Origin of the sequence: Romboutsia sp. 1001713B170131_170501_G6 (assembly GCF_015668195.1) — a bacterium.
In the GTDB taxonomy this organism is placed as follows: Bacteria; Bacillota; Clostridia; order Peptostreptococcales; family Peptostreptococcaceae; genus Romboutsia_C.
On record NZ_JADPFC010000001.1, the window covers coordinates 1,060,750 to 1,076,105 of the forward strand.

Below are 15,356 nucleotides of genomic sequence, written 5' to 3' on the forward strand. Positions count from 1 at the left end.
TTAATAACTGGGATAGGCCTTTTTTAGCAACGTACATAGCCGTTTAAGCAACGTGTTGGCGAAGCACTTAAGCGACATGAGCGTAGCGAATTTTTGCTAGACCTACACCAATTAGTAAATTTAAGTTTATTATGCTAATTCTTGTATTAAATTTTTAATAACTTTATTAACATCTCCTACTATAGAAACATCTGCAACTTCAAATATAGGTGCTTCACTATTTTTATTTATAGCTATTATAAATTCAGATTCTTCCATACCAGCCAAATGTTGTATAGCTCCTGATATACCACAAGCGATGTAAAGGTCTGGTCTTACAGTTTTACCAGTTTGTCCTACTTGACGAGCTTTATCAACCCATCCTGCATCAACTACAGCACGAGAAGCACTTACTTCAGCTCCTAATATATCTGCTAATTCATATAAAGCATTCATATTTTCTTTAGAACCTATTCCTCTTCCTGCTGATATAAGTATATTAGCATCTTCTATATTAACTTTCTTTACAGTTTCTTTTATATATTCTAATACTTCTACGTTTTTACCATTTTCACTAAAATCTACTACAAAATCTTCAACATTTCCAGTTCTTGTACTATCTTTTTTTAACTTTTTCATAACTCCTGGTCTTACAGTACTCATTTGTGGTCTATGATTTGGACATATTATAGTAGCCATTATATTTCCACCAAATGCAGGTCTAGTCATTAAAAGTCCACTAGTTTCATCATCTATCTCAAGTGATGTACAGTCTGCTGTAAGCCCTGTTCCAATAGTTGCACTAACTCTTGGTGCTAAATCTCTACCTATTGTAGTCGCTCCTACTAAAACTATTTCTGGATCTTTTTTATTTATAACATCACAAAGTGCTTTAGTGTATGTATTAGTCACATATACATCTAAGTTTTCATCATCTACACAAATTACTTCATCTGCACCATATTGTATAAGCTCTTCACTTAAACTTTTAACATTGTGTCCAAGAAGTACTGCACTTACTTTACTATTTAATTTATCTGCTAACTCTTTACCTCTTCCTATTAATTCCAAAGAAACATTTTGGATCTCACCGCTTCTTTGCTCAACAAAAACCATTACACTCATTATTTTTCCTCCTATAATCACTACTCTTTGAGAAATATTTCGTCAAATTGTTTAGTTTTTAAGCCTTAGCTTCAGTTATTATAAACTTTTCTTTAAGAGCATTTACTATTATTGATGCTCCTTCTTTTTCATCTACATCATAAAGTGTTCCTTTTGCTTTAACGCCCTTAGTAAATGATTTTTTAACTTTTGTTGGAGAACCTTTTAATCCTATCTCTTCTAAACAAACATCTATATCTTTTAAAGTCCAAGTTTCTATTTTATCTTCTCTCATACAATCATATATTCTAGAAACTCTCATATATCTTGGAGTGTTCATTTCTTTTAAAGTAGTTATAAGAAGTGGCATTTTAGCCTTTATAACTTGATATCCGTCTTCAAAAGCTCTATTTACTATTACATGTTCACCTTCTACTTCTAACTTTTCAACATAAGTTATAGATGGTATATCAAGATGATTTGCTATTTGAGGACCAACTTGTGCTGTATCTCCATCTATTGCTTGTCTTCCTGCTATTATTAAATCATAGTCTAGTTTCTTTATAGCTCCTGCTATAGTTTTTGAAGTAGCTAATGTATCAGCTCCTGCAAAAGCTCTATCTGTAAGAAGTATTGCTTTATCAGCACCCATTGCTATTGCTTCTTTTAATGCATTTTTAGCTTGAGGTGGTCCCATTGTTAAAACTGTAACTGTAGCACCCATTTTTTCTTTTAGGTTTACTGCTTCTTCTATTCCTGCTTTATCATCAGGGTTTATAATACTTGGTACACCATCTCTTATTAATGTACCAGTTTTAGGATCTAATTTTACTTCTGTTGTATCTGGTACTTGCTTTACACAAACTAATATATTCATATTCTTTCCTCCTAAAAATTTGCTATTTAAGTAAGTCTGCACTTATAACCATTCTTTGTACTTCACTTGTTCCTTCGTATATTTCAGTTATTTTTGCATCTCTCATCATTCTTTCTATATCATATTCACGAGTGTATCCGTATCCTCCGTGAAGTTGAACTGCTTTAGTTGTAACTTCCATTGCTACTTCAGATGCATAAAGTTTTGCCATAGCAGCATCTACACTATATGGTTTACCTGCATCTTTTTTACTTGCAGCCTTATATACTAAAAGTCTTGCAGCTTCTATTTTAGTTTTCATATTAGCAAGTTCAAATTGAGTATTTTGAAACGCCGATAAACTTCTACCAAATTGCTTTCTTTCTTTTACATAATCAACTGTAACATCTAATGCACCTTGTGCAATTCCTAATGCCTGTGCAGCTATTCCTATACGACCACCATCTAGTGTCTTCATAGCTATCTTAAATCCTTGTCCAACTTTACCTAATAAGTTTTCTTTAGGTATTACACAGTTTTCAAATATAAGTTCACAAGTTGCAGAACCTCTTATACCAAGTTTTTTCTCTTTTTTACCTATTGTAAATCCTTCTGTTCCTTTTTCAACTATGAAAGCTGATATTCCACGAGTTCCTTTTGATTTATCAGTCATAGCCATAACTATATATATATCAGCAGGACCTGCATTAGTTATAAATATCTTAGTTCCATTTAATATATAATTATCTCCATCTAAAACTGCAGTAGTTTGTTGAGCCGATGCATCTGTACCTGCATTAGGTTCAGTTAAACCAAAAGCACCTAATTTTTCTCCTTTTGCAAGTGGAACTAAAAACTTTTGCTTTTGTTCTTCTGTACCAAATTCATATATTGGATTAGCACCTAGTGATGTATGAGCAGATAAAATTACACCTGTAGTTCCACAAGCTTTTGAAAGTTCTTCAACAGCTAATGTGTATCCTAAATAATCTCCGCCTTCTCCACCATATTCTTTTGGAAAAGGTATTCCTAACATCCCGCATTCAGCCATCTTATCAACTGTTGCATATGGGAATTTTTCTTCTTCATCTATTTCATGAGCTATAGGAGCTACCTCATTTACTGTAAACTCTCTATACATTTGTTTTAATAATTCATATTTTTCCATAAATATCTCCCCTCTTTTGAATACACTATATTAGCATTTTTTTATTATTAAACTAGTACCTTGTCCACCACCTATACAAAGTGTAGCAAGTCCTAGGTTAGCATCTTCTCTTTTTTGCATTTCATGTATTAAAGAAACTAATATTCTACATCCACTAGCTCCCACTGGATGACCAAGTGCTATTGCACCACCATTTACATTTACTTTTTCCATATCAAAGTTTAATCCTTTTGATACTGATAAAGCTTGTACTGCAAAAGCTTCATTTGCTTCTATTAAGTCTATATCATCTAAGTTTAAGTTTGCTTTTTGAAGAGCTTTTTCTGTTGATGGAACTGGACCATAACCCATTATAGATGGATCAACTCCTGCTGAAGCATAAGAAACTATACTTGCTAATGGTTTTAATCCTAATTCATCGCACTTTTCTCTACTCATAAGTATAACCATAGCACTACCATCATTTATTCCAGATGCATTTCCTGCACTAACAGTTCCATCTTTTTTAAATGCTGGTCTTAATTTAGATAATCTTTCTAGAGTAGTATTATGCTTTGGATGCTCATCAGTATCAAATACAATAGGATCACCTTTTCTTTGTGGTATTAAAACCTCAACTATTTCATCCTTAAATCTATTGCTTAATTGAGCTTGTTTAGCTTTCTCTTGACTTAAAAGAGCAAATTTATCTTGTTCTTCTCTAGTTATACCAAACTTTTCTGCTAAATTTTCTGCAGTTATCCCCATATGGTAATTATTAAAGGCATCTGTTAATCCATCATTTACTAAAGAGTCAACTATTTTATTATCCCCTAATCCATATCCATATCTACCTCTATTTAATAAATATGGTGCATTACTCATACTTTCACATCCACCAGCAAGTACTACATCACAATCTCCAAGAGCTATAAATTGTGCTGCCATACTAACTGCTCTAAGTCCAGAACCACAAACTTTATTTATAGCAAGTGCTGGAGTTTCTACTGGGACATTAGCTTTTATAGCAACTTGTCTTGCTACATTTTGTCCAAGACCTGCACTTAATACATTTCCTATTAACACCTCATCTATTATTTCAGGATTTATATTAGCTCTTTTTATTGCTTCTTTAGCCGCTATACTTCCTAATTCTACAGAACTTACATCTTTAAGTGCCCCACCTAAAGAGCCTATAGGAGTTCTAACTGCTGATACTATAACAACTTCTCTCATATTCTTCCTCCCTTGACAGTGTCAAATTTTTTTATTTATTTAATGAATTTTATAATTAATTATTGATAATTATAAAATCCTTTTTTAACTTTTCTTCCTAATATTCCACCTCTAACCATTTTTTTAAGAAGTGGATGTGGTCTATATTTTGAATCCCCAAATTCACTATATAGTACTTCCATTATATTTAGGCATACGTCTAAACCTATAAGGTCACCTAACGCTAATGGTCCTATTGGATGATTTGCTCCTAATTTCATTGCATTATCTATATCTTCTGCACTTGCAATACCTTCTGCAAATATTCCTATTGCTTCATTTATCATAGGTACTAGAATTCTATTAACTACAAATCCTGGTGCTTCAGATACACTTACAGGAGTTTTATTTAATTGTTTACATAATTCAAATATTGTATTGTGGGTTTCTTTTGATGTTAGCATACCGTCTATTACTTCTATTAATTTCATAACTGGTGCTGGATTGAAAAAGTGCATTCCTATCACTTTTTCAGGTCTATTAGTGCTTATTGATAGGTCTGTTATCGACAATGATGATGTATTTGTTGCAAATATTGTTTCTTCTTTACATATTTCATCTAGTTCTTTAAGTAATTGTTTTTTGATTTGTATATTTTCAACTATAGCCTCTATTACTAAATCACAATCTTTTGCTTCTTCTAATTCTACAGTTGAATTAAGTCTTTTTAATATTTCATTTTTTTCTTCATGTTTTATCTTCTCTTTTGCTACTTTTCTTTCTAAACTTTTTGTTATTAACTTAATCCCTTTTTCTATACTGTCATTGTTTAAATCTCTAAGTATTACTTGATGTCCATTAGATATAAGTACCTCTGCAATACCACTTCCCATAGTACCGCTTCCTATTACCATTATTTTCATGATATTTCCCCCTATAATGAACTACTTACTTTTTTATCACAATGTATATTAAATTTTGGATCTCTTTTTTCTAAAAATGCACTCATACCTTCTTCTTGGTCATAACTTGCAAAGCATAGCCCAAATAGATAGCTTTCTAGATTTATAGCATTATCTATATCTATTTCATAACCTTTATTTATTGCATTTTTAGCATATCTTACGGCAAGTTGACCTTTAGATGCAATAAGCTTTGCCATATCTATACACTCTTCTAGTAAAGTTTCATGTGATGTAACCTTATTTACTAGATTTATGTTTAATGCATCTTCTGCTTTTATTATTTGTGCACTATATATAAGTTCTTTAGCTTTCCCTATTCCTACTATTCTAGATAACCTTTGAGTTCCTCCAAATCCAGGTAATATACCAAGGTTGACTTCTACTTGCCCAAATTTTGCTTTTGTGCTTGCTATTCTAATATCACAACTCATAGCAATCTCTAATCCTCCACCTAAGCAAAATCCATTTATTCCCGCTATTATAGGTTTCTCACAGTTTTCTATTTTTCTAAATAATTCATTTCCAGTTTTTGAAAACCTTCTTGCTTCTTCAAAATTCATATCTTTCATAGCTTCTATATCTGCCCCTGCTACGAAAGCCCTTCCTTGACCTGTTATTATACCTACATAAATTTCCTCATCTTTTTTGATGATATCAATAGCTCTATCTAATTCTTTTAGTACTTCTTCATTTAAAGAATTCAAATATTCTTCCCTAGCTATCTTGATTATGTATATATTCCCCTCTTTAGTGCAGATTAAATTTTTAAACATATCTTTTCCATCCTTATATCCTATTTACTAATAGTAACACAGATGTCTTATTCCCTCTCTTAGCTATTTACTACTTTAGTAATTTATAATTGTAGTTTTCAACTAAATATTTCCTTATGCTTTTAATATTCTGCATTTATTTCTATATTCCTTCTTTTATTTTTATTTTTTTACATTTTTTTAATTTATAGCTAAAATTTTAGGATAAATATTTTCTTATGTTTATTATATTATATATTTATTTCTATATCCCTTCTTTTATTTTTATTTTTTTACATTTTCTTTTTATATTATATAATATTCTACTTTATTCTTCATATTCCTTCTTTATATTTTACATTTTTTGTATATTATTTTTTTTATATATAAATCAGCATTACATATACTTATAATTATTCATAAGCATAATTTGTTATTAATCAAAAATTTTTATCCTAACGTTTGTTAATAAATTTTACATATATTATTTTTATTATATAAATATTCTTTACTTTTTCTTAGACTCCTTCTTTTTTATAAAAATTTGTCATATAAAGTTTAAAAATAGATTTTTTTTGAAAATTTTCTATTAATACGAAAGAGGCTAATCTTTAATTAAGATAGCCTCTTATGTTTATAGTATACCTTTTTCTATTTCTTCTTTAACTTTTTTCATTTCTTCTTGAGGTAAATTTTCTATAGTTATACCGGTAGATGCATATATTAAAGATATTATAGGATTTATTAAGTTTAAAAATGCAAATGGTAAATAAGCAAATGGATGAATTCCTAAAGTTACCCACATATAAGCACCACATGTATTCCATGGGATAAGTGGTGATGTTAGTGTTCCACTATCTTCTAGTGCCCTTGATAAATTCTTTGGATGATATCCTCTTTTTCTATATTCATTTTTATACATTCTTCCTGGTAAAACTATTGATAGATATTGATCTCCAGTAGCTAAATTTACTCCTATACAAGATACTATAGTAGCTAAAACTAATCCAAAAGAACCTTTTGCAAATTTTAAAAGTGCACTTGATAGTGCCTCTAGCATTCCAGTTTTTTCAAGTAATCCTCCCAAACTAAGTGCACATAATATAAGTGAAACTGTCCACATCATGGAATCAAGACCACCACGACTTAATAATGCATCAACGTCAGCTACTCCTGTTTCTGATACATATCCATAATGAGCAGCTCCTACTATATCAGTTAAGTTAGATCCTTGACAAAAATATGCAAATATTGCCCCTAGTAGTGTTCCTATTAATAATCCTGGTATGGCTGGTACTTTACATATAACAAGTATTATTACTAAAATAGGTGGTATAAATAGTATCGGTGATAAAGTATTATATGAATCACTAAGTGTACCTCTTATAAGTTCAATGTTTGCCATATCAAGTTCTTTACCTGCATATTTCATACCTATTATTCCATAAAGTATAAGTGCTATTATAAGTGCTGGTCCTGTAGTGTATATCATGTGTTTTATATGTTCAAATAACTCTGCTCCTGCCATTGCTGGCGCTAAGTTTGTAGTATCTGAAAGTGGTGACATTTTATCTCCAAAATATGCTCCAGATATTATTGCTCCTGCTACAAGCGGAGCCGGCATTCCAAGACCTTGACCTATACCAATAAGCGCAATTCCAACAGTTCCTGCTGTAGTCCAAGATGAACCAGTAGCAAGTGATACTATCGCACATATTATTGTAGTTGCTGGTAAGAATATTGCTGGTGATAATATTTCAAGACCCCAATAAATCATTGATGGTACTGTTCCACTTAATATCCATGTTCCTATAAGTGTACCTACTATCATAAGTATAAGTATTGCCTGCATTGCCATTTTTATAGTTTCAAGTATTGTTCCCTCTAACTCTTTCCAGCTAAATCCTAGTCTAAATATTCCAACACAACCTACCATAAGTGAACCTATTATAAGTGGTATGTGTGGATCAGCATCGAGTTCTATCAATGAATATGCTAATACTATAACTAAAAGTATTAATGGTATTATAGATTCTATAAGAGTTGCTTTTCTCTGGGTTTTTGGGTTTGCTTTCAAAATATTTCCCCCTTATTTTTATATTTTATTAATCCATATTAAATTTTCTGAAAATTATACCAATTTTTAGTTAGTTTTTAGTATATTCCTATATAATATTTTAATATATACCTCAACGTTTCATTTTCCCTTATAACTTATGAATTCTATATTTACAGACTTTAATAAAATTTATCTGACTAATTTATATTTTCATCTATTTTTTTGTTTATCTTTAGGAACTACACAAGTTCCACTAGCCTTGCATACAACTATAGGTCTTAGTAACACCTCTCCTGATGAATTATTTATGCCTGATACTGATTGTATAACCTTTCTAGCTTCAAAATTCATTTTTCTAGATGTGGTTCCAAAAGATATTAATTCTCCACTAACCTCTATATAATCTCCTGCATATACAGGTGCTAAAAACTCTATATTATCGTAAGCCCTAAATAAGCCTTCATCCCCATCATGCTTTATAAGTATTTCTGCGGCTGCATCTTTAAATAATTTAAGTATCTTTGAACCATCTACTAAGTTTTTGCCATAATTAGCATCATTTGTCCCTATTCTAACTCTTATTAAAGACTTCATTAACTCGTCCCCTTCCTTAATTTAATTTTTGACCTTTAATAAATACTATGAAATAGACTTAGGCATATATTACATAAACAACTATATATTAATTTGTAAAAGATACTACTTTTGTAATATGTAAAAAAGCACTAAAAATCATAATTATAATTTTTAGTGCTTTTTATCTATTGATTTAATTCTTTATTAATGCCTTCTTTTTTATATTTATTGTCAACTTTAGATTCTTTTTCAGTAGAAATCATTTGTACATAAACTTTGACCCTATCCTCTTTAGTTCTAGCTTTAAACCAGTTTTCTATAGTATGTATACTTTCAGTTAAGGTTTCATCATTGGTATATAGTATAAGTACTGGTACTTCTTTTGAACTATTAGTATCACTAGTTACATATCCTGAGTATACCTCTTTTATCTGAGGATAAATAACCTTTATTTCTTTTGATATTTCTTGTACATTTATATCTTCTTTTATGTCTCCTGACTTATTAGATACATTATTATCTTTTATAAATGTATTGTTTTGATTTTTTATATCAGATATGTACTTTTCTATGTCAGATATGCTTCCCTCATCTTGCTTTATTATTAAATCCATATCTTCAAATCCATAATTATGTAAATTATTTTCTAAAGTTTTAAATTTATTTCTTGATATTTTTTCTCCAATTAATGCTAAAGTTATAGTGTTATTTTTTGTATTTATGCTTTTTTCTATTACATATTGATCTTTTAATTCTGCATTAATAAAAGCGTCTAAATTACTTTCATCTATTGTTTCTTGTATCATATTAAGTGCAGAAAATACGCTAGGTATCATAACTATTACAGCTGTAATTAATATAATTCTTTTAACCTTGTGTTGTTTTTCATCATCTAAATTAGTTCTAGCTGGTAAATTTAATGCTTTTGTAACTATAAAAGTTGATGTTATTATAAAAAAGCAATTAATAAAAAATAAATATCCTGCACCAAGAAATATATGATAATTTTTAGTAGCAAGTCCATATCCTGCTGTACAAAGTGGTGGCATAAGTGCAGTGGCTATAGCTACTCCCGGTATTACGTTACTAATTTTATTACGAGTTAGCCCAACCATTCCTGCTATACCACCAACAAAAGCTATTATAACGTCCCATATAGTTGGACTAGTCCTTGCTAATATTTCACTACCTGCTGTTGTTATTGGTGTTATTGAGAAATATAATGTAGATGTTATTATACTTATAAAAACTGATATTGTTAGTATTTTAAAGGCTTCTTTTAATAACTTTAAATTATAAGTACCTACACCATAGCCTATACCTATGATAGAACCCATAAGTGGTGATATAAGCATAGCACCTATTATTACTGCAGTAGAATTCATATTAAGTCCAACAGATGCTATTATTATTGCACATATTAGTATTATAAAGTTTGCACCATGTACATTCATTCCTTCTAATATATTTTCATGTATCTCCTCATTGGTGGCTTGATTTCTAGTAAATTCATATATAAAATTTTCTTTACTAAATTTCATAAATTTCCTCCTAAGCTATATAATGTCCTATTTAATATATTTAAATTTACTATATTATGGTACAATTTGCAAGTAATTAGATTTCTAATATATATTTTATATATTATATATGCTTATGTTATATTATTTATAATTTTATTGCCTTCGTAGCTATATAAGTATCTATATATTTTCCTAATATATCATCTTCTATTTTATCTTCATAAAATCCACATATTACAAAACCGGCTTCAATTTGACCGCCTATTTGACTATAAAGTGTATGTCCAAACTCTAAAGGTTCTTTATTTTTTATAAATTCTTCTAGTTTTTCCTTTGGTAGTTGATTTATATCTGAATAAGGTATAGTATTTGATACTATTAAGTTCCCCTTTTCCCATTCGCATAAGTCAAATATATATACTATAGGATTTGTAAATCCAGCTACTAATACGCCATCCTTTTTAAGTATCCTGTAGCACTCTTTCCAAATCTTTTCTATATTATCTATAAATGTATTTGATACTGGATGAAATATAAAATCAAAGCTTTCATCCTCAAATCTTGATAAATCTCTCATATCACCTTGTTCTAAATCTATTTTAAGATTATCTCTTTTACTTACAAACTCATCTCTTAATAGCTGTTCTTTGCTATTATCAAATACTGTTACCTTTGATCCTAATGCAGAAAATATTGGTCCTTGTTGTCCTCCACCACATGCTAGACAAAGTACCTTTTTACCCTTTATATTCCCTATCCACTCTTTAGGTACTAATTTTGTTGGTGTTAACAATAGTTTGTATTCACCGTTTCTTGCTTTATCTACATCTTCGCTACTTACAGGCATTGTCCACTTATTTCCTCTTTTAACTTCATTATCCCATGCATTACTATTATATTTTAATATATCCATTGATAGTTCTCCTTCATTCTAGTTATTTATAATTTCTATAAGTTAATTATATAGTCCTTTATAGTTTATTGAATCTATATAATTAACTATAAATACTGTATTTGAACTATAAAAGGACATCTCTTTAAATCTTAATATAATTAGAGATATCCTTTTATAACTAAATATATTTATCCAAATAAACTAAGAAGTATTCCTGCTGCTACTGCTGAACCTATAACCCCAGCAACATTTGGTCCCATGGCATGCATAAGTAGAAAGTTACCTGGATTTTCTTCTTGTGCTACTTTATGAGCAACCCTCGCAGCCATAGGAACTGCTGATACTCCAGCTGCCCCTATAAGTGGATTTAATTTATCTTTACTAAATTTATTCATTAGTTTTGCAAATAATACTCCTGAACCAGTTCCAATACTAAATGCTACTATACCTAGTGCAAATATTTTTATAGTCTGCATACTTAAAAATATTTCTGCCTCTGCTGATGCTCCAACTGCTAATCCTAAAAATATAGTTATCATATTCATTAAAGCATTACTTGCAGTATCTGATAATCTATCTGTAACCATACACTCTTTAAGTAAATTACCAAACATAAGAAGTCCTATTAATGTAGCTGCTGATGGCAATAATAATGATACTACTATTGTTACTGCTATTGGAAATATTATCTTTGCTTTTTTAGATACTGGCTTTGATTGTGTCATAACTATGCTTCTTTCTTCTTTAGTTGTTAGTGCTTTCATAATAGGTGGTTGGATAATTGGTACTAATGCCATGTAAGAATATGCTGCAACTGCTATAGGTGCTAAGAGATGCGGTGCTAGTTTTGTTGTTAAATAAATTGCAGTCGGACCATCAGCTCCACCAATTATACCTATTGATGATGCCTCAAGTCCAGTAAAGCCTAAAAGTAGTGCTCCTATAAATGTAAAGAATATACCAAATTGAGCTGCTGCTCCTAATAACATAGTTTTAGGATTTGAAATTAATGGACCAAAGTCTGTACATGCACCTACTCCTAAAAATATTAATGGTGGAAATATTCCAAGCTTTGCTCCTTGGTATAAATAATGTAAAAGCCCTCCTGGTGATTTAGTGGAAATAGTTCCATTTATAGCTTCATTTGTTAATTTTAGATTACTAATTGATGATACTGGCTCGCTCATAACACCTGCTAGTGGTAGGTTTGTAAGCAACATCCCAAAAGCTATTGGTACTAATAATAATGGTTCAAATTCTTTTTCTATTGCTAAGTATAGTAAAACACAAGCAATAAAAATCATAACAATTTGTTGCCATGAGATATTAACAATCCCCATAGATGAAATAAAATTATTTATAACTTCTATCACGGGTAAGTCCCCCTTTTTCTATTATAGGAAATTGTAAATTTCCCTTGTTGTAATAAGTTTAATTTTTATGTAACATAAAATATGCCTTTAGTTAAATCTAAAGTATTTTTGATTATCTTACAAGCTATCCTATAGTTAAAAGTATATCTCCAACGCTTACAGATTCTCCTTTTGATACATTAACAGATGTAACTATACCATCAGAGTCTGACATTATTTCATTTTCCATTTTCATAGCTTCAAGTATCAATAATACTTGACCTTTTTTTACACTATCTCCTACTTTAACTTTAACATCAGATATAGTTCCTGGCATTGGAGCATTTATATTACCAGAACTATTTGAAAATGTAGATGGTGATTCAAATTTATTTTGTTCTTGTGGTGATGGCTGTGCTACTAATGTGCTTTGTGTTGTTTTTAAAACTTGACTTGCTATACTTCCCACTTCTTCTACTTCTACTTCATATGTATTTCCATTAACCGTTATATTATATTTCTTTATCATAATTACCCCCCTGCTACTTTATTTAGTAGTATTTTTAGTCATTCTTTCCCAATTTGTTTTTGAGTTATTAGTTCTAGATATTTTCCTTACTATTATGTTATTTGTACTATTTCCTGTTGAAGTAGCTATTGCTGCAGTTATTACAGATACTAACTCTTCTATATTTTCATCTTTTTTAACTTCTTTACTTTCTATAGTAGTTTCTTTTTGTAATTTTTCACTTTGAAGTGATTTTATTATAGCTGTTATAACTAATAAAACTATAAAAACTACACTCATAGAAATAAATGCTACACTAACACCCGCTACTAAAGCCTCTCCCATTGAGAGTGTTACTGTAGAGTCTTTTAAAGTTTTTAATAATTGACTAATATTCATATATTACCACCTTCCTATAAAGGTATATTTCCATGTTTTTTAGGCGGTCTTTCTTCTCTTTTAGATGATAATGTATCAAGTGCATCTGCTATTCTAATTCTTGAGTACGCAGGTTCAATTACATCATCTAAATATCCTCTTTCTGCTGCTTTGTATGGAGTTGCAAATTCATCACTATATTCCTTTATCTTTATTTCTCTCATTTCTTTAGGATTTTGGGCATTTTTTATATCATTTTTAAATATAATATTTGCTGCACCACTTGGACCCATAACTGCAACTTCAGCACTTGGCCAAGCAAATACCATATCAGCCCCTAAGTCTTTTGAACACATTGCAAGATATGAACCGCCATAGGCTTTTCTAGTTATTAAAGTTATCTTAGGAGTTGTAGCTTCACTATATGCATAAAGCATTTTTGCACCATGTCTTATTATTCCTCCATACTCCTGAGACGTTCCTGGTAAAAATCCTGGTACATCTACTAAAGTAAGTATTGGAATGTTAAATGCATCGCAAGTTCTTATAAATCTTGCACTTTTATCTGACGCATTTATATCAAGTGAACCTGCCATAATCTTTGGCTGATTTGCAATTATACCAATACTTTCTCCGTTTATTCTTGCAAAACCTGTTATCATATTTTGTGCAAAGTACGGTTGAACTTCATAAAAATCACTATTATCTACTATCTCATATATTATTTCTTTCATATCGTATGGCTTATTAGTATCATCTGGTATTATGCTGTTTAATATATCATTTTTTCTATTAGCATCATCTAGGGTATCTATTATCGGGGATTTTTCTGAGTTATTTGATGGTAAAAAACTAAGTAGTCTTCTTATTTGCTCTATACAATCTTTATCATTACTAGCTATAAAATGAGCTACCCCAGAAGTCGTATTGTGTGTTGATGCCCCACCTAAGCTTTCAGCACTTACTTCTTCCCCTGTTACAGTTTTTATAACTTGTGGACCTGTTATAAACATTTGGCTAGTTTTATCTACCATATATATAAAATCTGTCAGTGCTGGTGAATATACCGCTCCTCCTGCACAAGGTCCCATTATTGCAGATATTTGTGGTACTACACCTGATGCTATTGTGTTTTTATAAAATATTTCTCCATATCCAGCTAGTGCATCAACGCCTTCTTGAATTCTAGCTCCTCCTGAATCGTTAAGTCCTACTACTGGAGCCCCAACCTTAAGTGCCATATCCATAATTTTTCCTATTTTTTTAGCATGCATCTCACCTAAAGACCCACCAAGTACTGTAAAGTCTTGTGCAAATGCACAAACAAGTCTTCCATCAACTTTACCATACCCACATATAACGCCTTCACCTGGTGCTTCTTGTTTTTCCATACCAAAATTTGAACATCTATGTTTTACAAATGCATCTAATTCAACAAAAGTATTTTCATCAAATAATAAATTTAATCTTTCCCTTGCAGTTAATTTTCCTGATGCATGTTGTTTATCTATTCTCTTTTGCCCACCTCCTAGCTCTATCTTACTTCTTTTTTCATAAAGTAGATTTAACTTTTCTTGTGACACAAAACCACCCCCAAAACTTTAATTAATGTATTAAATTGCAAAGTTAATTTTATTTTCTTTCACTTAACTCAAGTAATATTCCATCAGTTCCTTTTGGATGGCAGAAAGCTATTTTTGCATTTCCTGCTCCATATCTCGGTACTTCATCTATCATTTTATATCCTTTAGCTTTAACTTCTTCTATTGCTTTTTCTATATTATCTACTCTTATTGCTACGTGTTGTATACCACCATGTCCACCATTTTTAGCTATAAATTTAGCTATAGGTCCATCATCACAAGTTGATTCTAATAATTCAAGTTCAGTATCTCCAACTGGTAAAAATGCCACTTTAACTTTTTGGTCGCTTACAATTTCTATACCTTCACACTTTATCCCTAATACATCTTCATAAAATTTTAAACTTTCTTCTAAGTTATTTACAGCTATTCCCACATGGTCTACTTTTAATATATCCATAGCT

At 30.4% G+C, this 15,356-nt stretch carries 15 protein-coding genes; all 15 read right to left on the reverse strand.

Annotated features, from left to right (window positions below; all coding sequences use genetic code 11):
• Window positions 1-129: 129 nt before the first annotated feature.
• The 15 genes from I4U89_RS05325 to mce all read right to left on the reverse strand — a co-directional run bounded on the left by I4U89_RS05325 (window position 130) and on the right by mce (window position 15,352).
• Window positions 130-1,104, reverse strand: coding sequence for an electron transfer flavoprotein subunit alpha/FixB family protein (locus tag I4U89_RS05325; protein ID WP_195939035.1), 975 nt, complete (start codon window positions 1,102-1,104; stop codon window positions 130-132).
• A gap of 58 nt (window positions 1,105-1,162) precedes the next feature.
• Entirely contained in the window at window positions 1,163-1,960 is a 798-nt protein-coding gene (locus I4U89_RS05330) for an electron transfer flavoprotein subunit beta/FixA family protein (RefSeq protein WP_195939037.1), read from the reverse strand.
• A 22-nt stretch (window positions 1,961-1,982) separates the two neighbouring features.
• On the reverse strand, window positions 1,983-3,107 hold the full coding sequence (locus I4U89_RS05335) for an acyl-CoA dehydrogenase (protein ID WP_092925689.1): 1,125 nt from the start codon (window positions 3,105-3,107) through the stop codon (window positions 1,983-1,985).
• A gap of 30 nt (window positions 3,108-3,137) precedes the next feature.
• Window positions 3,138-4,322: an acetyl-CoA C-acetyltransferase gene (locus tag I4U89_RS05340; protein ID WP_195939039.1), complete on the reverse strand. Its 1,185-nt coding sequence runs from the start codon at window positions 4,320-4,322 to the stop codon at window positions 3,138-3,140.
• A gap of 59 nt (window positions 4,323-4,381) precedes the next feature.
• Window positions 4,382-5,224 carry a 3-hydroxybutyryl-CoA dehydrogenase gene (locus I4U89_RS05345; protein ID WP_207744115.1) on the reverse strand — a complete coding sequence of 281 codons (843 nt, stop codon included), beginning with the start codon at window positions 5,222-5,224 and terminating at the stop codon, window positions 4,382-4,384.
• 11 nt (window positions 5,225-5,235) lie between these two features.
• A complete protein-coding gene (locus I4U89_RS05350) occupies window positions 5,236-6,039 on the reverse strand; it encodes an enoyl-CoA hydratase-related protein (RefSeq protein WP_195939041.1) in 804 nt (267 codons plus the stop codon).
• A 613-nt stretch (window positions 6,040-6,652) separates the two neighbouring features.
• A complete protein-coding gene (nhaC, locus tag I4U89_RS05355; RefSeq protein ID WP_195939043.1) occupies window positions 6,653-8,095 on the reverse strand; it encodes a Na+/H+ antiporter NhaC in 1,443 nt (480 codons plus the stop codon).
• A 192-nt stretch (window positions 8,096-8,287) separates the two neighbouring features.
• Complete coding sequence (locus I4U89_RS05360) at window positions 8,288-8,671, reverse strand: hotdog domain-containing protein (protein WP_195939045.1); 384 nt, start codon at window positions 8,669-8,671, stop codon at window positions 8,288-8,290.
• Between the two features lie 167 nt (window positions 8,672-8,838).
• Window positions 8,839-10,194, reverse strand: a complete 1,356-nt coding sequence (locus I4U89_RS05365) for a DUF389 domain-containing protein (protein WP_195939047.1) — start codon at window positions 10,192-10,194, stop codon at window positions 8,839-8,841.
• Window positions 10,195-10,321: 127 nt separating this feature from the next.
• Window positions 10,322-11,089, reverse strand: coding sequence for a class I SAM-dependent methyltransferase (locus I4U89_RS05370; protein ID WP_195939049.1), 768 nt, complete (start codon window positions 11,087-11,089; stop codon window positions 10,322-10,324).
• A gap of 170 nt (window positions 11,090-11,259) precedes the next feature.
• A complete protein-coding gene (locus tag I4U89_RS05375) occupies window positions 11,260-12,444 on the reverse strand; it encodes a sodium ion-translocating decarboxylase subunit beta (protein ID WP_330615526.1) in 1,185 nt (394 codons plus the stop codon).
• A gap of 124 nt (window positions 12,445-12,568) precedes the next feature.
• On the reverse strand, window positions 12,569-12,952 hold the full coding sequence (locus I4U89_RS05380; RefSeq protein WP_207744116.1) for a biotin/lipoyl-containing protein: 384 nt from the start codon (window positions 12,950-12,952) through the stop codon (window positions 12,569-12,571).
• A gap of 18 nt (window positions 12,953-12,970) precedes the next feature.
• Complete coding sequence (locus I4U89_RS05385; protein ID WP_195939051.1) at window positions 12,971-13,330, reverse strand: OadG family protein; 360 nt, start codon at window positions 13,328-13,330, stop codon at window positions 12,971-12,973.
• A 14-nt stretch (window positions 13,331-13,344) separates the two neighbouring features.
• Window positions 13,345-14,892, reverse strand: coding sequence for a methylmalonyl-CoA decarboxylase subunit alpha (gene mmdA / locus I4U89_RS05390; protein ID WP_195939053.1), 1,548 nt, complete (start codon window positions 14,890-14,892; stop codon window positions 13,345-13,347).
• Between the two features lie 49 nt (window positions 14,893-14,941).
• Window positions 14,942-15,352 carry a methylmalonyl-CoA epimerase gene (mce, locus tag I4U89_RS05395; RefSeq protein WP_195939055.1) on the reverse strand — a complete coding sequence of 137 codons (411 nt, stop codon included), beginning with the start codon at window positions 15,350-15,352 and terminating at the stop codon, window positions 14,942-14,944.
• Window positions 15,353-15,356 lie beyond the last annotated feature (4 nt).